Raw genomic sequence first — 22078 nt, 5'->3', positions numbered from 1 at the left:
TTAATTTAATGTAACGTCGTTCAGCATTTTATCAACTAATGATAATTGCTTGTCCTTGTCTGCCAATTCAGCGTGAACTACTTTTTCTGCAATTTCAACAGAGATTGTTGCCACTTGATTTTTTAATTCTGCCAAAGCAGCTTGCTTTTCACTTCGAATGCTTTCTTCAGCTTGAGCAATCATTTTTCCTGCTTGCACTTGTGCTTCTTCTTTAGCATCTGCGATCATTTTTTCTTTGATCTCACGTGCTTCTTTTAGCATTGCCTCTCTTTCTGCACGTGCTTCTTTCAACAACTTTTCGTTATCTGCTTGAAGATTTTGCATTTCTTTTTTTGCATTTTCAGCTGATGCCAACGCATTTTTAATCCCTTCTTCTCTGCCATTTACAGCTTCCAAAATAGGTTTCCATGCAAATTTCCATAGCAATAATACTAATCCTATAAAAAGGAATAATTGCCAAAAAAACAATCCAAAAGAAAACTCACTAATTAACTTCTCCATGATATATGATATAAAATACTATTATATTTTTCTTTTTATAAATACAGAATAAATTATAGCTACAACCAACCGTTGCAGCTATAATTTTAGTCATTATGCTGCGAATAACGCTGCAAATCCAATACCTTCAATAAGTGCTGCTGCAATAAGCATAGCTGTTTGGATTTTTCCAGAAGCTTCTGGTTGACGTGCAATAGCGTCCATTGCTGATCCACCAATCTTACCAATACCTAAACCAGCACCGATAACGATTAAACCTGCTCCTACAATGTTTGGAATTGTCATAATATATATATTTAATAATTAAACATTCAATTTTTAGTGGTCATGGTGTTCTTCAACTGCCGACCCGAAATACAATGCTGATAACATTGTGAAAATATATGCTTGCAAAGCAGCTACTAATAATTCTAACAGAGATAACGCAAATGCCAATCCGAAAGAAAGTGAGCTTCCTAACCAGTTTTTAAATAAGAACATTAGTCCAATAATACTCATCAATACAACGTGACCTGCTGTAATATTTGCATACAAACGAATCATTAATGAAAATGGTTTAATAAATGTCCCTAAAAGTTCTATTGGAGCCAAAATAATTTTCATTGGCCACGGCACACCAGGCATCCAGAAAATATGTCCCCAGTAATTTTTGTTAGCCGTAAATGTTGTGATTAAGTATGTAATCAATGCTAAGGCAAATGTAACTGCGATATTATTGGTAACGTTCACTCCTAACGGAGTTAATCCTAGTAAGTTGATAATCCATACAAAGAAAAATACTGTCAATAAGTACCCCATATATTTTTTATAGTGCTTCTTTCCAATATTTGGAATCGCAATATCATCTCTAACATATAGAATAATTGGCTCTAAGAAACGCCCTATTCCTTTAGGCACAGGGTTCTTTTTGTATGATTTTGCCATTCGAGAAAATACCACAAACATCAACAAACTCACTAAGAATATAAATACTACATTTTTAGTGATTGAAAAATCCAAAGGCTTTGCATTTGTAGGATGGTCATGATCTCCCTCCTCAAAATTCATAGTTCCTTCTGCATCTGTTTTGTAGATTTTGTTGTGATACATTTTGTAATAATTATCACCTACTTTGGCAACTTCTTCTCCGTGATGGAATTTTGAAGAAGAGAATACTTTTAATCCACCATCCCATAAAATTACTGGCAATGGAAAACCAACATGCACTTTTTTGCCATGATCATTTGTATAAGAATACAATCCGAAATCATACGAATCTAATAAGTGATGGTTGATGTAATCTTTGATACTTTTCTTTTGAGCATCTTCCGAAGTTACTTCAGTTGAACCTTCTTGGTGTCCTGATTCGTCTCCATGATGCTGAGCAACAGTAACAAACGATACTAAAAATAGTAAGAGAGTAATTTTTTTAATTGAAAATTTTCTTCGCATATCGCACAGATAATAGTGTCTTAAAAATCGGTGCAAAGGTATGTTTTTCTCTTAAAAACAAAAACTATTTCCAAGTTTATTTTATTATACTTCAATTTTAAAGATTAGAACTCTTTTTTTTCAACAGAACAAAACAATTCACAAAAAATCAATCGTTCTTAAAAATGATTAACGCTTATATAATATTTTTACCCTAAAAAAGTTTTTTTTCTTACTTTTAAAGAAATCAAAAACTTATTAAAATGAAAAGAAAATCAATTAAGTATTTCATGTCTGAAATTAATTTAGAAAATGATGCACTGATTAAACAAACTGTTTTAGGTGGAGGTCTATGGGATGATTTTATTGAATGGTTAAAGTCAAGAGGAGCACCAAGAGATGGAGAACCTGGGGAACCTGGGGAACCTGGGGAAACGGGAAGTGCATAAATTATTAAAAAAAGAGCTGTATTCTATACAGTTCTTTTTTATTTAAGAAGTTTAATCACTGCTAAGGTTTCAATAATCAGAGAAATGCTGTACGGAATAAAAAATGTTGCAAACTCAATTCCTTGCATTTTTGAATCTGCATGATATTCTGGATAAAATAGGATAAAGAAGAAGAGAAATTTAAACAGACTGCCTGCCATAAAGATAAACCCTAGTTGATCATTATATTTCTTCTTTAATAATAACAATGAGACAAAAATAACTACTGCTAATATCCAATTGACTATATAGGCTTTGACAATTTGATGTTCAAATAATGAAAGTTCTAAAAATTGCAATACGAATATATGGATTGCAAAAACAACTCCAAGAAGTATTGTGAGTACAATTGTAAAACGAGCAATTGACTTACTTATCATGTTTAATCTTTTATTTTCTTGAGTTGTGTAATAACACTGTACATGGTTGCAACTAAGGCAATAATAATGAAGATAAAAGTAATTATCTTTTTTTCATTTCCGTAGTATGTATCTAGTTTTTTGCCAAAGTAGGCTGCCAAATAGAACGTAACTCCCATTTGTATTCCTAATCCTGAGAATCGGATGAGCTTATTAAGCTGTTTTGTCGGCTTTTTTTCCTTCACTTGATTTGAGTTCTTTGATACCCGTTTTCATAGTACAGGAAGCATTTAATGACGCCCCAGGCTCAACCGAAAGTTTTCCTATTGTGATTTCACCTTCAATTGTAGCTGTGCTTTTTATGGTAAGTAAGTTTGACACTAAAAGCTCTCCTTCAAAACGTCCTTCAATATCAGCATTGGTACAATTAACTTTTCCAGTAATGACTCCGCTTGCTCCAATGACAATTTTTCCTGTAGTTTTTACACTTCCTTCTAGTTTTCCATCTATTCTAAAATCTGCTTCTGAGACTACATCACCTTTTATGTGTGTTGATTTTCCAATACGATTTGATTGACCGCGGGTTGCTTCTCCGTTTTTGTTTTTTTTAGATTCTGAAAACATGATTTTTTTAGTTTGGGGTATTATATAATTTGGTTAGGCTATTCTTTTTATTTTAACTCGTCAAGATTTTTATGTATTTGAATGGTTTGATAATTCTCCGAAGACATAATTACATTTTCCTTTGCAATTTTGTACTCCTTGAACGTTTCCAATATATCTTCCACCGTAACGGCGGCTAATTTGGTTTTGAAACCGTGTATAACTACGAAATGTTGACTCCTGTCATATACATCACGTGAAATGGAAAGCGAGTTGTAATTTTTATCTTCAATCATTTGATTGATAGTTTTTTCTATAGCTTCCATTGCTTCGGTTTCGTTTTTTTGAAACGCATAAATGATTTTAAAGCTGGTAGATTTATCATCATTTACCAGTGTTTTGTTTGCTATTTTGGGCAGTGATGTATTAATGATTTCTTGTGCTTGCTTCCCTTCTTCATTGTTTGGGTAGTTTAGTGCAACATAATTCAACGCTTCTTTGTATGCATTATATCCGTCTAAACGAGCAATGGCAATTGCTTTTAACATTTCAAATTTAGGCACGATTGGTTCTCCTGTAAATTGAAGAATGTAGGTATTAGCATCTGTTAGTGCTTCTTCAAATTGTTGTTCTGTAAATTTTTTATAGGTTTTCGCATATAAGTTTTCAGGACTGTTTTCGTCTGAAGCAATTACCTCTTGTGGGTTTCTTAAAATTTGAGCATAGCGACTGTTACCATGATTGGAAAGAATATCATTTTTATATTTCTCTGCCGCTGTTGATTGCTCTAAAAGAGTGTACAATTTATATAGATTGTATTTTGATGGCAGAACGAGTTTTTCTTCTGGATTATTTTTTAATAGTTGTTCTAAACGTTGTACTGCTAGTTCATACTCTTTAAACTTTTCTTTATATATCAACCCCAACTGATAATACGCAAAATTTCTGTCTTTCGTAAGACTATCAATAACCTTCGTATCGGTAGGGATTTTGTCCGTATAATAAGCTACTGAGTATATATCGTCTGCACTTGAATCTGCTGTAGTAGCTTGATTTTGACCAACTGTGTTTTTAGAAACCGTACTTTTATTAAATAGTCTCCAATTATCTTCCAAAGATCGTTCTCCCCATTTTTTTCGGAATTCATTTTTACCGTAAGCAACTGTTGTTTGATTATAAAAGTAAAAATCGCCTTCTCCACTTCTAGGTCCAGAGTTTCTCCCAGTTGCAAATTCGTTAGCCACAAAGCTTTCTCTATATTCTGAATCTTCTTTAGCTTTTTTTCGCTCTTCTTCTGCTGCTTTTAATAAGTCAATATGTTTTTGAAAATAAGACGTGCGTTCTGCATCTGTATAGTTCACTAGTTTTAATATACTATCGTTAGTGTAGGCAACATTTTCATAAGCAATTACGTCTTCTAAATTGGCTTTTTTCTTTTCAATACGTCTAAATTTACGCGTGTTTTTTTCCAAGTTTACAAGTGTGCTATCATAATACATACCTGCTTCCTTGTATTTGGCTTCGTCAAAACGTAGTGCAGCAATATTTTCGTAATCTAAAGCTTTTAGGTATTTATCTGTAGTAACTTTTCGAATCGATTTGTTAAAATATTCTTCCGCTAAGGTTAATGAGTCTTGTGACAAGTGAAATGCTGCTAAACGTCTATAAATTCTATCTAAAAAAGGTCTATTTTCTCGATTTTCAGCTAAATCCGTTAACATTTCTAAAAATTCTTCTTTGTCTCCTTTTTCCAGATCATAGTTTTTTGCTTTTTCAACGTACGCATTAATCATGTATACACGAGGTGATTTTCTATTGAGATCTATTACTTTATCAAAAGCCATATTGGCACTGTCTTTATATCCTAATTCATTGAATAATTGTCCAATAATATAGTTATAACGCCCTTTTTCCTCATTGATTTTTGTAGTCGTAACCGCTCGTTTTAGCACTTGTACAGCACTATCTTTATGTTTTAGATTGATATATGCCTGCCCTAAAACTGCATTTGCATCAGCATATTCTTGATCGCTTAGTTTTTCATAGCGCAAGATTTTTTTAAGATTTGCTATGGCAAATTCTTCATTTTCCAATCGAAGATGTGTCTTTTCTCTCCAAATTTTTGTTTCGTTAATTTTGTCACTATTTGGATATTCACTTATTGTGTAATTAAAAGCTTCTAACGCAGGTATAAATCGCTGATCAAAATAGCGAGCTTTTCCTAGTAGTAAATAAGCCTCATCTATTTGCGGATTGCGTTGACGACCATTAATTTCCATAGAATGCTTTTGAATCGCTTTTACCGCTTTTTCTTCTGCTTTTTTAAAATTTGGATTTTTTCCACCTTTTCCAGGAAGCGTAAGTTCATCTTGTACTTCCATACGTTCAACAGGAAGGATTTCCCAGTAATTGTCAATATAAGCATCCATTAAGGCTTCACGACCTTCTTCAAAGGCAACATTTCCATTAAATAATACATTATATTTGGTGGTTACCGCATGAAAATTTCGGTTGATAAAAGTGTCTTTTTTGGTAGAACAACTAAAGAGCAAAACTCCTAGTATTGATAAGGTTACCGATGTATATAGTGTTTTTTTCAAGTTGATTCAATTTTGTATTTGTAAAACTAAAAAGTTAAGCGTTTAGTATACAGAAGGGTAAAAATACATTTCTTTTTGAAAAATTGAGAAAAAACTCGGATAAACTCTAGGTTTTTTAGTGATATTACAAACTTTTGAACATTTTTAGGAGAGTAGGTACCTTTTATAAAATATCTACAAAACCTCATCTGTTTGATTTAAACCACGTTTTTATGTGCGCTAATTGATTATTTTCTTCCTTTTTTAGAAATCCATATCCTTTCATTGCAACAAAAACACCTATTCTGCCAGACACTGAACGCAGTCATCATGCAGAATAGGTGTTTTTTTGCTAGGAACACTAAAAATTAAACGAAGCTTGTATGTTATAGTTTTACAAGCTTTTTAACAGTTATGATTTCCTCAGATGATTGTATTTTTAGGAAATAGACTCCTTTATTTGCATTTTTTAATCCGTTAAATTTTAATACATTTTCACTTGAATCGATTTGTTTTTGAGATACAACTCTTCCTTGTGCATCAACCAGTGTAAGTAGTATTTGTGATTCTTGATATTGAGAAGGCAAAGCAATGGTAACGATATCTCTAACAGGATTTGGAAACACTCGAATTGAGTTTACCGATATTTCATCAGTTATTGAAAGTGTATTTCCAATGATATTGATTGTGTAATCTTCATACTCTCCTAAATTTCCATCAAAGCTTCCATCACAAGAATCTGTAGGATGCCACCAATTTCTGAATGCTACACGCATTCTAGTTTGTCCTTCAAAGGCTGAATTTGGAATCGCGATATTGGCCGAGATATAATCCCCATTAATGGTTCCACTTGTACCTGAGCCACCTTGAAACCATACATTTTCCCCAGAATCTGTAAAATCACCATCTTGATTGAAATCAATCCAAACAGCAAATCCTACTTCCATCCAGTTTTGATCTCTATTCACATCAATTTGAATAGTTTCAGTACTTCCTATGTCTACATCAGCAATGTTTACTGTATAGTTTCCATAACCGTTGTCAAAACCTGAAGAGTAATCGATGTTTTGAGCCTGCGAACCAAAACGAACTCTATTAATGTAATGCCCTGCAGCAGTATTAGGAACGTTAGGTGTGCAATATGTGATGGTTGTAGTGGTAAAATATTCTGGAAAACTATATGCCGATTGACTAGCTCCACAATTACTTCTGATTTCCAGTTCGTAGTCTGTTAGCGTTGTTAACCCTGTAAGCGTTACCATATTTGTTGGAGCTATTGTAGTAGTCCATGCGCCTCCGGAAATTGGTCGATACCGTACATCAAAAGTAACATCTTCAACAGCATCCCAAGTAACGCTTGCGGAAGTTGCTCCAGGTGAAATTATTATATTTGATGGAACTGGAATGGCATTAACTACTACATTTTGAGTAGCGGTTACAATATTTCCATTATCGTTGAAAGACCATGTTATTGTTCCACTTTGTCCTGCAGTATATGTGATTTGATTGCTGGTAGTTGCTGTAATTTCTACACAACCATTTGATATTACTGAAGGTGCCGCAACTGTAATGGCACAATTGCTTACGATGTCATCAAGTGTTGGTGAAGAAATAGGTGTTGGGTTTGCATTTGGTTGAACAGTAACAGTTGAAGAACATCTGCTTTCATTTCCCTCATTATCAGTTACCGTAAGCCAAACAGTTTGCGGAGTTCCCACATGAGAACAATCGAATGTATCTCTATTAATGGTTACAGAACTGATTCCTGCAGCACCGCCTGTAGAACCATTATTTATTTGTGAAGCATTGATTGTTGCATTACCTGTTGGATTTAAAGTTACGGTAATGTCTTGACAAATGGCTACTGGCGGATTGGAAACTTGCGAACCTATATATTCTATTTTTATAATTGTACCTCCATTTTCAATGGAAACACCACTTGTAGAAGAAGGGCCTGACGTTCCTCCGCTATTATCAGTAACAGCATAAATTGTAAGTCCGTCAGGAGATATTGCGATGTCTCTATAGCGGTCATTTGACGAGTGAAATTCTTCATAGCTATCACCTACTATATCATCTCCACTAGCAGTAATTTTTGCCCTGTAAATTGTTCCTTTTTTTAGTGCTGGAATGAGCAACGATCGTCCCCATCCAGGAATATTGTTGGATTCATGAATATCAATTCCTGAAGGTGCTATTGTAGGCCATGTAAACCAACCTCCTGAAGGATCAACATTGGTAGTACTACCATACGTTCCTATTGGTGGTTGAAAATTTACTGGAACATCATTGATTGTTGGATACGATTCGTATTCAGTAGCTGTTTCTGCTCCCACAGGACAATTATGATCACTAAAATCATTTGCATTACAAGCTCCTCCTAATGAAGACCAATTACAATACGTATATGCCATGTTATCATAATATCCGGCAATTTCTGGCCAACCATAGTTTTTACCTTTATAAATAATATTAATTTCGTCATCTACTTTAGCCCCATGTTCAGAGCTATACAGAGTTCCATCTTCAGCAAAGATAATTCCTTGTGCATTTCTATGTCCGTAACTAAATACATGACTTTGCACATTGTTGAATACAGGGTTATCTGCGGGAATAGATCCATCTAGATTGATACGAAGTGTTTTTCCTGGGTAATTATCATAATCTGTAGAAGATGTTGGCAATACCTGAGATAGTACAGGGTTGCATGAGTAATCAAATTGATTAGCTCCTTGATCTCCAACAGTATAGTATAGTTTCAAATCTGGTCCAATGATTAATCGTCCTGAATTATGATCTGCGCTCCCTGGAAGACCTTCTAAAATTGTTCCATTGGCATCTAATGAAGTATCTTCTGTAAGTGTTCCAGTAGTGTTGTTGTATACTAAGCGTACCAATCGAACTTTTAGGCCTCCATCAGTATAGGTATAGGCTGCATACACATAATTGTTGGTTACGGTAGTGATATCATTGTATAGTGCTGGATGTACTGCCATTCCCATTAATCCTCCTTGCTTTGCATTGGTTACTTTGCTGCTTAGATCAATCATTGTAGTAATGCTTCCTCCAGTAGTTCCTATACGTACTATTTTTTCTCCGACGCGTTCCGTAATCCAAAGATTATTATCGGGGCCGTAGGTAATTTCCCAAGGAAAGTCAAAAGCAAAATCTGCGGTAAGCGTCGTAGTATTCCAATCTGAACCAGAAGTAACAGATGAAGGTAAAGGTGTCATAGGGCCTTGCGCAAAGCTATATGACATGCATAGCAATGCTAAAAAAAGTAATTTTTTATACATGTGAATAAGTAGGTTTGTTTAAGTTAACGTTTGTTGTTTAGTTATGTATGATTTGTTTTTTGGTAATCGTAATTCCTTCTGTTTGCATGGTAATAATATATACCCCTGTTTGAAGTGATATAGGGAGATTTACTTCTTCTAAGGAAGTATTCAGTTGTTCTTTGAGTAACGTTTGTCCCAATAAATTATGAATACTTAGGGTTTCTACGTTGCGTTTTTTAGGATTTTTTATAACCAAAGAGTTTGTGATTGTATTGTAATGCATTAGAATGTCCTCGGCAACTTCAAATTCGTTTACAGCTAATGTGTTATCTGCAAATACGATTCTGAAACGATCAGAAATTACACCAGAAGCAACTGTAGTAGAATAGTTATTTGCCCTTAAATCATGGTACGTATTGTTATATAAGTCTTCAATATATATTTGTACATCATTCGCTACATTTTCTAGGGCATGAATACTAATTTCTATAATTCCACCATTTTGAGTTTTAACGCTTAATGGTAAAATAGTCGTTTCATTAACTTCATTGATTCCTTGTATCACATAGTTGGTTCCATTGAGTAACCATGACATGTCTTCTACATTATCTTCAATCAACGCACCATCATATCCCCAATCATATTGATTGGTTGCATTTTCATCAACCGTAAGTAATAAATGACGCTCGTAGTTTTCAGGCGAATGGTATTTGATTCTGAATTTAGGGCGCACATCTTCAGGTAAGTTATTATTTTCGTTTTCAATGAATGCAGTTTCATTATTTCCACTTCTGTAGAACCACGAATTGGTATTTCCCTCTTCAGTTACAAATATTCTCTGATCATTTTCAAAAGTAACTAAGCCGTCAGAATCTGCTACCACAAAAAATCCTTGGGCTACAGGAATATATCTTCTTGGTGTTTTGAGTGCCGTTCCTCCACTATCTACATCTGCATCAGCAATAGCAGGTGTTCCTCCTGACAGGTTGTAAAGCCCATAACCTCCTTGGTATTCTGCTAACGCATGAGAGTTTCCTCCATAGTGTTCCCAAAAATATAATGTTCCATTAAGGTTTGTATTATCATTCAGAACTTCGTTTGCGTCTATAGCCGAAGGGTAAGGGTTTCCTACTAAATAGTTGTTTCCTCCTGTGATGTTTAATGAAATAGTTCCATTATTGGGCACGCCTCTAAATGTATAGTTTTGCAAATTAGTTAAAGGACTTGTTGATGGACCTTTCATTGTATATCCTTCTCCAACAGAGAGATTTCCTCCACTAAGTACTTGCTGCCATTGCGAATAGTCATCATCTAGACTGTTAACAAATTTCCAAATCCAATATTCGGCCAGTTGGATTGGCGTCGTTGTGCCATTTCCATTTAATCCGCTCACAAAGTTAATGGCTACAGGATTGCTAGCATCTGTTCCATCCATAAGAACATTTTGTAGAGTGTAGGTTTCATCTCCATCAATAAGAGCATTAGGGTTGTTAGAGTGTACAGGTGATGACCAGTAGTTGTATGTATATAGATTTATTGTTCCTTGCTGATCTCTTTCTAGTTTCCCATTAGCTCCGGCAACAATTGTGCTGCTACTCGTTTGAACTAATTGTGACTCTCCTTGTAGATCAATTTCTCCATCAAGATTTAAATACCAAGAGTTTGACAACTCTACATTGTTGGTAACCTCTAGTTTTACCCCTGCATTAATTAGTAAACCAATACCTTTATGCGTATCTGAGGTACTAATATTGTTCTTTATGTGCACGATTGACCAATCTTTATTGGAGGTCACATTGGTGATATCCCACACACTACCATGTAACCAAGTGCTTAGAGTTGTCCAATTTCCATCAGCAGTAGTTTCATAAGGTAATGGAGCCGTTTGTGGATAGATGTTTTTGATATTATATATCCTAGCTCCTGTATTTTCATCAATAGTTGAAGTTGTTTTGTTATCCAAAATATCGTCTTTATAAGCATCCATTTTATAGTATTTTACTAAAGAGGTGCCTAAAGAGGTTGAAATATTGTATGGGATTATTTTTCCACTATCGAAGCTATTTACATCATCCAATTCTTGATATACCATACGCTGAAGTTCTTGATTAGATAATGCTTTATTAAAAACCCGAACCTCATCAATTTCTCCTGCAAAATAATTGGCGTCCATTTCTGATTCTTTTCCAATTGTAAAATTGGACGTGTCTGAAGTTAAAAGTCCCAAACTAGCAGAGCCACTTTCTTCTCCATTTATAAATAGTGTTGTTTCTCCTGATGAAGTAGTTGCTGCTATATGCGTCCAGATTTCATTTACAACAGTTGATGTAGAGGTAATTAGTGCAACACCATTTAGAGAGACACTTACTGTATTATCTGTGTTTACAGTAATATTAAAGTTTTGCTGTCCAATAACAGTTCGTGTTGAATTGGTTGCATTATTTCCTGTAATTCGAATGAATGCCATCAGTGTAGCTTCTCCAGAGTTAATTACATTACTATCTTCTACATAGTCGTTTCTTCCATCAAAGAATAGTGTATATTTATCTTCAAAATTTCTTGGAGATCCATAGTAATTTGTATTACTATCAAACGCATCTAAAATTCCATCATGATCCACATCAAGCGTTCCATCAATAATGCCATCGTGGTTGGTATCTAAATGAGCCCAAATTGTGCCACTAATGTCCGAGCCATTTGAAGTATCGTTTGTCGCATCATAACTATCTACATCTAAGTAATTTGGAATTCCATCTCCGTCACTGTCTAAAGGTGTTGGATAGTTTGCACTTCCGTGGTCGCTTCCTACACCATCATCATTTAAGTCCATAATAGGAAGTATTCCATCACCATCTGCTTGAGTAGAAGGATCTCCATCGTCTTTATCATTTCCAGTTCCAATTCCATCACCACTCACATCAATATCTCCCAAACCATCATATTCTACACTATCAAAAATACCATCATTATCACTATCTAAATCAATATAGTCTGGTGTTCCATCACCATCAGAATCGGGTATGGTGATACTTTCAAACAAATCGTGCATACCATTATTGTTTGTATCAACCCATGTTACTACGGAGTCATTGAATAGAGTAGCATCTTTATCGTTATCAGGTAAGTTGAGTTCTACAACATTTGGAATTCCATCATTATCATTATCTAAATCAACTGTATCTGAAATTCCATCGCCATCAGAATCGCATAATTGCTGCTTAACAAAAATATCGTCAATTGCTAAATCGTTTCCAATTCCTCCTAATTGGCTATTTATTAATTGCACTTTGAATTGTGTAAACGAAGTTGTAAATGTGGCACTCACATCTACCCAATCGCCTGCAGGTGATGTTGGTGGGATTAGACCAGAAGTTGCCGTAGCTATTTGATTTCCATTTGGGTCGTATATTAATATTTGTACTTCAGGACGAAGTCTTGTCGCAATATCTGGTGCATCTATTCTGTCTATATTTAATGCTGAAAAGCCATAGGTAATTGGCACATTAGGTGTTACCCCTACAATATCAGCTTCAAAAAATATTCCTGGCTCTTCATCTGCATTGAAAATAGCCATACGTCCGTCTACATCTCCAGGAGTGTGATCTTCCCCTACGTACCAATAGTCATCTGCCCATTGAGAAATATCACCTATTGGTGTTTGATCTACACCATCTCCATTGGCAATTTGATGATATACTGTATATTCTCCATCATTTAAACTGGTTGGATTGAAGGCAGTAGCACAAGCAGTTCCCGAACCATCTTCATAACAATAAGATGTGGTTACTCCAATTGTAAATGCATCTATTTCGACACGTGTTCCTGCATTAGATCCAAAGGATTCGTTCAGAAAAACTACCTCTGTTTGTGTTGCGTTAGACGAACTACTACATGATGCGTTTTCGAGTGTATCAACAATACCATCGTTATCATCGTCAATATCTACATTATCTGTTATACCATCACCATCTGTATCTGGAAATGTTTGTACACCTTCTCCTCTAACTACGAATGTAAAAGGATTTTCATCAGTATCATCACTACCTATGCTTATGATTGCTTGATGCACTGCAAGCGTTGATGGATTATAGCTTACCGTAAATGTAGTTGTTTCTCCAACACTTAATACTGTATCGGAAGGTTGAGTAACTGTGAAATCTGTACTTCCTGAACTTTGAATGATTGGTGACCCTACCAGATTCAAATCCAAACCTCCATTATTTGTAATAGTGTATACTTTTGTGATGGTTCCTTCATAAATATCGTATACCGCAAAATCAGTTCCGTTGTCAACAGTAGCATCTGCTAAAACAGCACCATTCGTAATGTTATTTCCATTTCCTGAAACAGCAATTTCTCCAGGAGAGCTTGGATCAATCATAAGATTTACAGAATAGTCTTCATATTCTCCTAAGTTCCCATCAAAAGAACCGTCACAAGAATCTGTAGGATGCCACCAATTTCGAAACGCAATACGCATTCTGGTTAGTCCAGCAGTAGCTGATGTAGGAATGGTAAAACTTGTTGACACAGAGTTCCCAGCAATAGTTCCTCCAGTTCCTGTACCTCCTTGAAACCATATATCTTCTCCAACATCAGTAAAATCTCCGTCATTATTTAAATCAATCCATACCGCAAACCCAACTTGCATCCAATTTTGTTCTTTGTTTACATCGATACGAATAGTTTCTGTATTTCCAATATAAACATCTGCTACATTAGCACTATAGTCTCCATATCCGTTGTCATAACCAGAAGAGTTGTCAATATTTTGTGCTAAAGAGCCAAAACGAACTCTGTTGATATAATGTGCTGCGTTCGTATTAGGTACATTTGGAGTACAGTATACATGATTGGGTGTCATAAAATTAAACATAGTTGAAAATGCGGAGTTGCTTCCATTACAAATGGCACTTACTTGAAGTTCATAGTTTGTATTGGAGCGTAAACCTACAATATTTAATGTGTTATCGGGTGATAATACAGACGTCCAACTTGTAGCTCCTACTTCTCTATATTGTATTTCATATGAAGATATAGCTGTAAGCTCATCCCAAGTAATGGTAGCTGTTGTAGCTTCTATAGTACTTGCGCTGATATTGCTTGGTGCTGTTGTGGCTACAATAGACACCATTTCTACAGCCGTTGCAGAATTCCCTGTAACACTATCATAATAGAGCCAATGTATAGTGTAATTTCCTTGTGCAGAAAAAGTTAACGGGTCACTTGTTGTAGGTGTAATAGTCCTACACTGATAAGATATTGTTTGTGCTGATGCGGTGTAATCACAATATGTAGTAACATTGGGTAAGGAAGGTGCAACCAAGATTCCTGTATATGGATTTACTGTAACTGTAGCAGTACAAGTATCTGTAAACCCATAGGAGTCTTCTACCGTTAAGGTTATAATGTTTGTTCCTATATCAGAACATGTAAAATTTGCTTTATCAATAGATAATATTGGCACTCCAGAATCAACCGTAGAGCCATTATCAATATCTGCAGGGATGATTGTAGCATTATCGAAGGCATCTAAAGTAATAGAGATATCATTACAATTTGCTTGTGGTGGTGTGATTGACAATGTTCCTTCTAAGATTAAATCATCAATATAATAGTTATCATTTCCGCCAGACGCATTTTGAAAATCACAACGAATAGTTGCTCTGAATCCTGTTGCAGTATCTGGAATTGAAACTGTATATGGGTTGGTATGCACTCCACTTACTCCAAACGCTAATGCATCTGATGCATCATTTGTTCCTTCAATTAATTTTACAGAAATATTTACCCATGTTCCTGATTCATAATATGAATAGTCCAACCAAAGGTCTTCTGCATTATCTGGATCGCCTAAAGAGTGATAAGCAATAGAGAACGTAACACTAGTGTATAAACTGATATCTTGATCGGCTAAAGCAATTGATGGTTGATTATCCCAGTAATTTTTGAACTCTAAACAATAATCACTTGAAGCAGGAGCTGTAACCGAACTATTTACAACTCTGATTACCCCATTTGTAGATGTTGCTACATAATCCCAATCATCTGTACCTTGATGTGTAGTGATATTTGAGCTCGCATATTGAGCTGCTATAGTTACTTGTCCTGTAGAGCTACCATTATTAAACTGTTGGCGTGCAATGGTTGTTTGCGATAAAGAATCGCTGAAACATAGTAAAGATAGAATAAAGAAAAGTGTACGTTTAGTAGAAAAATTGCAAATAAAATAAGTATAAAAACTTATATATTGATTCATGGCAGTTAGTTTTAGTAAGATAGGGAGACTTAATAAATTTCTCCCTAAAAATACTCCTTTTAGATTCTCTTACTGTTAAATGATAGGAATGTATCAAAGAAAGATAGTTTCGTATCAAATCGTCGACACAAAAAAGAAAATAGACTACATTAAAAACACTCTTTATCTTACAAATTGCTTTTTCGTCATCTTTTTTGGCTACTGTATAGAGTTTAGTTAGATTTTTTACTTTCTAAATGTATGTTTTTACCGTAACTACCTGATTTTTAAATTGTTTAATTTGAATAGTAATTTATAAACCAATAGTTATGAAAAAACTTACGTATACTTTGATAGTATCATTATTTGCTTTTTTAGCTTGTCAAACAGATACTATAAATTCAGAAGTAGAAGCTTTTGATAAAGAAAATCTGGAATGGAAAAACAACTTCGGCACATTTAATCTAATTCCTGAAAAATCAGTAAAAAACTTAGATGCTTACCTAGATCGACAATTACAAACCATTGCTAAAAGAGATCCTGTTCGCTACGGTTGTGTAACTTTTGTTAATGGGTATGCGATTATTGATGAAGGTTGTTCCATTACAAGTGGTGTTCCAAGAGACTATAGAGATTGTGATCTTAAAGGTGTTCGATATATTCAATGTGGTACATGGAATGCAAATCCTAACTGTGTAATTTGTGCTGTGGCTTATATTTTAGAATGCGACGGTGAATTGGGTTGGGTTTTAGGTTACAATATTATTTGCGATTACTCACAACCTGTTCCGCTATAATCTTTAAAAAGAATAAATTCAATAGCTTTAAAAAAACACCGATTCTGTATTTCGTCATTAAGTAAAATCGAAATACAGAATCGGTACTTTTAGAGCATCTCTCTATTATATTTCTTCTTTTCCAGCAAAGAACGCTTCTAGTTCCTTGAGTGTCGCTTCTGATTTGACAATATCTTTTACAACTTCACCCTTATTAAGTACCACTATCCTATCTGAAACTTCGGTAACGTGCATAAGGTCGTGACTTGAAACCAGTACTGTCGTTTCTTGATCGGCTGCTAAATTTTTAATGATTCCTTTTAAACGAATTTGAGTTGTAGGATCTAAATTTGCAAACGGTTCATCTAGTATAACTACCTCTGGATTTCCAATGAATGATGCCACAATTCCAGCTTTTTTCTGGTTTCCTTTACTAAGATCGCGCAAGTATTTTTTTTGATTAAGGATTTCTCCATGAAAAAAATCTTCAAATTGAGCCAATAAAGCATCTACATCAGCTTTGTTTTGACCACGAAGATCGCCAATAAAGTAAAAATATTCTTCTGCTGTAAGATACCCAATAAGGAAACTTTCATCAATAAACGATGAAGTAAAAGGCTTCCAGTCTTCGCTTTCATGCACCTTAATTCCATGATTACTTATGTGACCTGTTGTGGGTTGAATAAGATCTAATAAAAGGCTAAACAGAGTTGTTTTTCCAGCTCCATTATTTCCCACCAACCCAAAACTTTGTCCTTTTGGGATTTCAAGGCTATTAATGTTTAAAACAGTGTTTTGTCCGTATGTTTTTGAGATATTTTGTATTGAGATCATTGTATGTGTTTTTAACTGAGATTATTTTTCGCCAAAAGCTTCAATCGTTTTATATTTTCCTTTTTGATAAACTTTTTCAATTTGATTGAGGAAAAAGTTTCTAAACGCTAATCCAACTAACCCACTAGCTGCTAACGTAATGATTCCTGCATTAAGGTTATATCCTGTAATTAAGTACGGAATGTAAAATAATAATACCGGCAATAACATTTTAGGCAATGCAATTAACAACTGTGTTGGGTTAAATCCCTGAGTATTGCTAAATGCCTTTGCTTTTTCATTAAGTTTCACAGGAACTCTATTCAATGCACCTCCAAAAAGTGTAACAAATGAGTTAATTCCGATATTAAAGGATGCGCCTGCGGCAATCATTGCATATTTATCCCAACCAAAGTAAATATAGGGCGTGCTAAGTAAAAACGAAATAAATACGGCTAATACCATGAGGTACCATTTAGATTCTAAATATTTTCTATATGATATATTTTGACTCATTAGCATTTTATAATGTTCACTATCCCATGAAGGCACTAGTTGACCAAACGAAAATAAAAATCCTGCGGTGATAAAGATTGATGCAAACGCAACCATAGCAGGCATATCATCGTATGCTTTTTGGGTGAAGAAAAATAATCCGTAAAATAAGAAGAATGCAGATGCCATCAACACTTGTCGAGGACGCTTGTTGCGCCAAATCATTCGTACATCATTTTTCAAAAAAGTAGCCAGTTTTCCAAAACGATCCATCCAAGATAAATCTGAAGTTTTTACTTCTTTTATTTTTTTAGAAATCGCATTGTCAAGGTAAAAACGCTTATTGAGGTAATCGAAATTAAGATAGTATAGAAATCCTGCCAAAGCCATTGGAACAATTACCAAGTATGGATGATTGTATATTCCGTTAAAAACAACACCAAATAACTCTGACACTTTGTACACTTGGAAGTATTCCAAAGCTCCTAATAGTACAAGCAATGCTAATACAATATAAAATACTGTATTGCTTTTATTTACCAACACATTCAAGAAGTTTAATGACTGCGTAATTGCAAGCACCGATAAGAACCAAAAAATGACATGCAACGGAGCATATCCGTGAAATAGCAATACAATACTATAGGGTAAAAAGATAAAAAGCGGAATAAAATTAAAAAATGAAATCATCGTTTTTCCTAAAAGGAAGTGAATGATTGTTTTTTGTTTTATAGGAACAACCATTAGTGGCTTAATGTTCATTACAGGCATTTGCTGCATGAAATAGCGAATAATAAGATCGAGCATAAACCAAAAGATGAGAAAATTGTTGACAATTACCATCGGATCTTGTCCAGGAAGCGCTTTTTTTATGATAAAATAAATTCCTGTTCCTAGAAATATCGCCATACCACCAAAGTATAAGGCTGCAAAAAACAGTAAAATTTTAATCGCAACCCCTTTTTGAAAAGAAGCCGACCGGGCAAATTCTTTCCATTGTAAGCTTAAAAATTTTTTAATCATTATGTATGTGAATTGGTTGTAGTGTTAGTATCAAATTTAAGGATTTGTTACAGTTTCAATGTCAAAAATTAACTTTTTTATGTTCAAATATTCATCTTTTTATAGATTCATTTTTTATATGTTTCGTGTTTTCAGAAGTAATTTATAGTAAATCGTTTTTAAAGCCTTTGAGTATTGTTTATTTTTGCACAATATTCGCAAAAGTGATCATTTTAAAAAATTGTCAATGTCAAATTTCCATTCGTTAGAAGTATATCGTATACATAGAGAAACTCCAACTGCTATTAGTGTTGAATTTAATGTTCCACCTGCATTACAACCTTCTTTTTCTTTTAAAGCTGGACAGTATATTACTTTAAAAACTTCAGTAAATGGTGAGGAAGTTCGCAGAGCATATTCGCTTTGCACAACTCCCAATGAAAATACGTGGAAAGTTGCTATTAAAGAAGTTGAAAACGGAACTTTTTCAACATATGCCAATAGAAAATTAACCGAAGGCGCTACATTAGATGTACACACTCCTGAAGGTAATTTTATATATACACCTTCCACACATAAAGGAGCGATTGCGTTGTTTGCTGCCGGTAGTGGAATTACTCCAATTATGAGTATTTTGAAAACAGCTTTGGCTTATGGAAATACGGTGGCTTTGTTGTATGGAAATAAATCTGTAGATGAAACTATTTTTAACGACGAGCTGATGTCTTTAGCTAGTAAATATCCTAACTTTTATTTGAAGTTTGTATACAGTCAAGCACGTGCCGAAAATGCTTTGGCTGGGCGAATTGATAGTGCTGCGGTCAATTTTGTATTGAAAAATCAATTAAAAGATGTTGATTTTAGTCATTATTATATATGCGGGCCTGAAGCCATGATTCATACTGTATCTGATACATTAAAAAATAATGGTATTGCAGAAGATGCTATCAATTTTGAATTATTTACTTCTTCAGAAGAAACCAATAAAGCTGCAGAAAATATTTCTGGAACCACACGTATTTCTATTACTGTTGATGATGAAGATTTTACTTTTGAAATGGACGCTAGTGAAACCATTTTGGATGCTGCTTTAAAGCAAAAAATAGACGCACCATATTCGTGTCAAGGAGGTATTTGTAGTAGCTGCATTGCTAAAGTTGTAGAAGGAAAAGCGGTTATGGAAAAAAATCAAATTTTAACTGATAGTGAAATTGAAGAAGGTATGATTCTCACTTGTCAAGCACACCCTACAACTACAAGTATTAAAATTGATTACGACGACATTTAATACATTGGTATATACTAAAAATATCCCTTTATAGTACTTCTATAATCTTTTCATAAACCATTTCAGGTGTAATGGTTTCCATTACGTTTTCATATCCTTCAGGAAATTTGTTTCCATAAATGGAAGTAGGCAGCAAAGGGTATTGTTCCTTATCGGCTATAAGTGCATGTGTTTTGGGTTGTCCGAACGGATAAAATCCTGCATAAGGATGCGTAACGCCCCAAATGGTTACTACTTTTCTACCAAACATTGCAGCTAAATGAGCATTTCCTGAGTCCATGGATAACATAACATCTAAGTTGGATATTAAAGTCAGCTCTTCCTCAAAAGAAAATAAGCCTGCGCAACTATGAGCATTTTTGTACTTTTTTTCCCAATCAATCAACTGCTTCTTATCTGCTGGACCGCCAAATAATATAATCTTACAAGTAGAAGCTTCATTAAGTTTGGCAATAACACTTTCCATAGACGATTTAGGATATGTTTTTCCATCGAACGCTGCAAAAGGAGCAATTCCAATCCACTTTTTAGCATCTTTCCCAATAAATAAAGAAATTTTCTCTGTTAATGGTAACCGTGGCAACACATCTTCTTGTGTAAGCTGAATAGGAAAACCTAATTTATTAAAAACATCTGCGTACCGTTGATGCGTTGTTTTGAGTTGTTTAAACTGCTGGTTTTCTGTACGAGTTAGTGCTTTTTTTTCAGCTCTACCTTTGTCAATTCTACAAAGTTGATATCCAGATATTTGAAAATAGGCTCCTAATATTTTTGAACGCAAAACATTATGCAAATCTGCAATGGCATCTATGTTTTGTTTTTTTAATTCTCTATACAATTTAAATAAGCCAAACACGCCACTGTGCTTTCCTTTTACATCTGCTGCATGAAATGTTACATTGGGTAGTTGTTGAAACATTGGCTTAAAAAAAGCCCTCGAAAGCACCGTAATTTTGACATGCGGATAACTTCTATTCATTGCTTTAATGACTGGCACACACATAGCAACGTCTCCCATTGCGGAGAGACGTATAACTAAAATATGCTTTGAAGTTGATCCCATTTTTATGGAGACTTCTTTTATTTGTTTTTATTGTAGAGTACAGGGTTCAAATCGTCGTCATTATACATTTTCATCTGCTTGTAGACTTTCATGTATTTATTACCATTCTCTATATCTATAATTAATTGATCTATTGCTGTCGACAAGTCTACACGTTGTTCTAATAACACATTTAACTTTGCTTGACATTTTTCTTTGTGCGTTTCAGAAGCATCTTTTCGATCTACTTCTTCTTGCATGTGGTATATTTTTAATGCCAAAATTGATAACCGATCAATAGCCCATGCAGGACTTTCAGAATTAATAGTCGCTGTTTTTTTGGGTTGAACATCTTTATATTTTTGTAAAAAATAGCTATCAATATATTCAACAGTATCTGTTCTATCTTGGTTTGAAGCGTCAATTAGCCTTTTTAATTTCAGTGCTGCAACAGGATCAATATTAGGATCACGGATAATATCTTCATAATGCCATTGCACTGTATCAATCCAATTTTTTCGATATAATAAGTGTTCTATTTTATCTTTTGGGTACGGATTTTCAAACGGTTGATCTACATCATCAATGATATGATATTTGTCAATACTTTCTTGAAATATTTTATTGGCTAAATCGCTAAACATAGTTCTTTTATTTTGGTGCAAATATACGCTAATATTTCATTCTAGGAGATATCATAAAAAAAGCCGCAGTAATGCGGCTTTTCATATGGTTCAGGGAAGTTGCTATTGGTTATTTCTTAATGAACTTTTTGCTAGCAACTTTATTTCTCGATACAAATTTAGCATAGTACATTCCTGGCGCTAATCTTTGTACATCAACTTTTCCTTCTTCTCCAAATTGACTTGCCGTTGTAGTCATTACTTTGTATCCTCTGTCATTGTATATTTCTACAGTTACATCACCTGCAAACTCTTCTGTATTGATGGTAATTTCTCTAACAGCTGGGTTTGGATAAAGGTGTAATCTATCTGAAATGTCTTCTGGAGTTTCGCTTAATGCACTTCCGTTTGTTATAAGAACATTTCCAGTGTTGGCATCTCTTGATGTAGAGTTTAGGTTTACATAGTTGATTCCAAAGTTTACTCCTGTTAATGAACCTGTCATTACTGTTGGATATACTCCATCAGGGTTTGCAGTTCCTGTATCAGGATCATACGTAGGTGTCCAAGACTCGAATGGTGG

Annotated in this window: 17 protein-coding genes; 3 read left to right on the top strand and 14 right to left on the bottom strand. The window is 34.5% G+C overall.

Annotated elements, in window-relative coordinates:
* From AA088_RS16110 to atpB, 3 genes are all read right to left on the bottom strand, one after another.
* Positions 1 to 501: a F0F1 ATP synthase subunit B gene (locus AA088_RS16110; RefSeq protein ID WP_046746067.1), complete on the bottom strand. Its 501-nt coding sequence runs from the start codon at positions 499 to 501 to the stop codon at positions 1 to 3.
* Between the two features lie 93 nt (positions 502 to 594).
* Positions 595 to 786 (bottom strand): ATP synthase F0 subunit C, encoded by a 192-nt coding sequence (atpE, locus tag AA088_RS16105; protein ID WP_046746066.1) that lies wholly within the window; start codon positions 784 to 786, stop codon positions 595 to 597.
* Between the two features lie 33 nt (positions 787 to 819).
* A complete protein-coding gene (atpB, locus tag AA088_RS16100; RefSeq protein WP_046746065.1) occupies positions 820 to 1932 on the bottom strand; it encodes a F0F1 ATP synthase subunit A in 1113 nt (370 codons plus the stop codon).
* Between the two features lie 242 nt (positions 1933 to 2174).
* Between atpB and AA088_RS16095 the strand changes: the two genes are divergently transcribed.
* Positions 2175 to 2360 (top strand): hypothetical protein, encoded by a 186-nt coding sequence (locus tag AA088_RS16095; RefSeq protein ID WP_046746064.1) that lies wholly within the window; start codon positions 2175 to 2177, stop codon positions 2358 to 2360.
* Positions 2361 to 2398: 38 nt separating this feature from the next.
* On the opposite strand, the gene AA088_RS16090 is transcribed toward AA088_RS16095, so the two are convergent.
* From AA088_RS16090 to AA088_RS16070, 6 genes are all read right to left on the bottom strand, one after another.
* Positions 2399 to 2779 carry a DUF6168 family protein gene (locus AA088_RS16090; protein ID WP_157547287.1) on the bottom strand — a complete coding sequence of 127 codons (381 nt, stop codon included), beginning with the start codon at positions 2777 to 2779 and terminating at the stop codon, positions 2399 to 2401.
* Between the two features lie 2 nt (positions 2780 to 2781).
* Positions 2782 to 3003 carry an AtpZ/AtpI family protein gene (locus AA088_RS18085; protein ID WP_157547285.1) on the bottom strand — a complete coding sequence of 74 codons (222 nt, stop codon included), beginning with the start codon at positions 3001 to 3003 and terminating at the stop codon, positions 2782 to 2784.
* Positions 2972 to 3382 carry a bactofilin family protein gene (locus tag AA088_RS16085; RefSeq protein ID WP_046746063.1) on the bottom strand — a complete coding sequence of 137 codons (411 nt, stop codon included), beginning with the start codon at positions 3380 to 3382 and terminating at the stop codon, positions 2972 to 2974. Before AA088_RS16085 ends, AA088_RS18085 begins: the two co-directional genes overlap by 32 nt.
* Before the next feature lie 47 nt (positions 3383 to 3429).
* Positions 3430 to 5961 (bottom strand): type IX secretion system periplasmic lipoprotein PorW/SprE, encoded by a 2532-nt coding sequence (porW, locus tag AA088_RS16080; RefSeq protein WP_046746062.1) that lies wholly within the window; start codon positions 5959 to 5961, stop codon positions 3430 to 3432.
* A 365-nt stretch (positions 5962 to 6326) separates the two neighbouring features.
* Positions 6327 to 9236 carry a PQQ-dependent sugar dehydrogenase gene (locus AA088_RS17805; RefSeq protein WP_082106810.1) on the bottom strand — a complete coding sequence of 970 codons (2910 nt, stop codon included), beginning with the start codon at positions 9234 to 9236 and terminating at the stop codon, positions 6327 to 6329.
* A gap of 37 nt (positions 9237 to 9273) precedes the next feature.
* Positions 9274 to 15477 (bottom strand): LamG-like jellyroll fold domain-containing protein, encoded by a 6204-nt coding sequence (locus AA088_RS16070; protein WP_046746061.1) that lies wholly within the window; start codon positions 15475 to 15477, stop codon positions 9274 to 9276.
* Between the two features lie 308 nt (positions 15478 to 15785).
* Here AA088_RS16070 and AA088_RS16065 point away from each other — a divergent pair, with 308 nt between their 5' ends.
* Positions 15786 to 16253 (top strand): hypothetical protein, encoded by a 468-nt coding sequence (locus AA088_RS16065; protein WP_046746060.1) that lies wholly within the window; start codon positions 15786 to 15788, stop codon positions 16251 to 16253.
* A 105-nt stretch (positions 16254 to 16358) separates the two neighbouring features.
* On the opposite strand, the gene AA088_RS16060 is transcribed toward AA088_RS16065, so the two are convergent.
* Together AA088_RS16060 and AA088_RS16055 are read right to left on the bottom strand one after the other, a co-directional pair.
* Positions 16359 to 17066 carry an ABC transporter ATP-binding protein gene (locus tag AA088_RS16060; RefSeq protein WP_046746059.1) on the bottom strand — a complete coding sequence of 236 codons (708 nt, stop codon included), beginning with the start codon at positions 17064 to 17066 and terminating at the stop codon, positions 16359 to 16361.
* Between the two features lie 21 nt (positions 17067 to 17087).
* Positions 17088 to 18563, bottom strand: coding sequence for a DUF5687 family protein (locus AA088_RS16055; RefSeq protein ID WP_046746058.1), 1476 nt, complete (start codon positions 18561 to 18563; stop codon positions 17088 to 17090).
* 226 nt (positions 18564 to 18789) lie between these two features.
* On the opposite strand from AA088_RS16055, the gene AA088_RS16050 reads away from it, so the two are divergent.
* Positions 18790 to 19830, top strand: coding sequence for a ferredoxin--NADP reductase (locus AA088_RS16050; protein WP_046746104.1), 1041 nt, complete (start codon positions 18790 to 18792; stop codon positions 19828 to 19830).
* 28 nt (positions 19831 to 19858) lie between these two features.
* Here the strand turns inward: AA088_RS16050 and AA088_RS16045 are convergent, their stop codons facing one another.
* The 3 genes from AA088_RS16045 to AA088_RS16035 form a co-directional block, all read right to left on the bottom strand.
* Positions 19859 to 20893 (bottom strand): glycosyltransferase family 9 protein, encoded by a 1035-nt coding sequence (locus AA088_RS16045; RefSeq protein WP_241483428.1) that lies wholly within the window; start codon positions 20891 to 20893, stop codon positions 19859 to 19861.
* A 17-nt stretch (positions 20894 to 20910) separates the two neighbouring features.
* A complete protein-coding gene (locus AA088_RS16040; RefSeq protein ID WP_046746056.1) occupies positions 20911 to 21516 on the bottom strand; it encodes a DUF4254 domain-containing protein in 606 nt (201 codons plus the stop codon).
* Between the two features lie 109 nt (positions 21517 to 21625).
* Positions 21626 to 22078 (bottom strand): T9SS type A sorting domain-containing protein (locus AA088_RS16035; protein WP_046746055.1); only part of this gene is annotated, 453 nt, incomplete at its 5' end.

Origin of the sequence: Kordia zhangzhouensis, assembly GCF_001005305.1 — a bacterium.
GTDB lineage: Bacteria > Bacteroidota > Bacteroidia > Flavobacteriales > Flavobacteriaceae > Kordia > Kordia zhangzhouensis.
Note: the sequence above shows the minus strand (reverse complement) of the source record. Positions and strands in the feature narration are given on the sequence as shown.

Bases quoted from the DNA above. Each gene is read 5' to 3' on its own strand.
- AA088_RS16055 (WP_046746058.1), bottom strand. From the start codon at position 18,563: ATGATTAAAAAATTTTTAAGCTTACAATGGAAAGAATTTGCCCGGTCG.
- AA088_RS16040 (WP_046746056.1), bottom strand. From the start codon at position 21,516: ATGTTTAGCGATTTAGCCAATAAAATATTTCAAGAAAGTATTGACAAA.
- AA088_RS16060 (WP_046746059.1), bottom strand. From the start codon at position 17,066: ATGATCTCAATACAAAATATCTCAAAAACATACGGACAAAACACTGTT.
- atpB (WP_046746065.1), bottom strand. From the start codon at position 1,932: ATGCGAAGAAAATTTTCAATTAAAAAAATTACTCTCTTACTATTTTTA.
- AA088_RS16110 (WP_046746067.1), bottom strand. From the start codon at position 501: ATGGAGAAGTTAATTAGTGAGTTTTCTTTTGGATTGTTTTTTTGGCAA.
- atpE (WP_046746066.1), bottom strand. From the start codon at position 786: ATGACAATTCCAAACATTGTAGGAGCAGGTTTAATCGTTATCGGTGCT.
- AA088_RS16045 (WP_241483428.1), bottom strand. From the start codon at position 20,893: ATGGGATCAACTTCAAAGCATATTTTAGTTATACGTCTCTCCGCAATG.
- AA088_RS16090 (WP_157547287.1), bottom strand. From the start codon at position 2,779: ATGATAAGTAAGTCAATTGCTCGTTTTACAATTGTACTCACAATACTT.
- AA088_RS16095 (WP_046746064.1), top strand. From the start codon at position 2,175: ATGAAAAGAAAATCAATTAAGTATTTCATGTCTGAAATTAATTTAGAA.
- AA088_RS16065 (WP_046746060.1), top strand. From the start codon at position 15,786: ATGAAAAAACTTACGTATACTTTGATAGTATCATTATTTGCTTTTTTA.
- AA088_RS16070 (WP_046746061.1), bottom strand. From the start codon at position 15,477: ATGAATCAATATATAAGTTTTTATACTTATTTTATTTGCAATTTTTCT.
- AA088_RS16050 (WP_046746104.1), top strand. From the start codon at position 18,790: ATGTCAAATTTCCATTCGTTAGAAGTATATCGTATACATAGAGAAACT.
- AA088_RS16085 (WP_046746063.1), bottom strand. From the start codon at position 3,382: ATGTTTTCAGAATCTAAAAAAAACAAAAACGGAGAAGCAACCCGCGGT.
- AA088_RS17805 (WP_082106810.1), bottom strand. From the start codon at position 9,236: ATGTATAAAAAATTACTTTTTTTAGCATTGCTATGCATGTCATATAGC.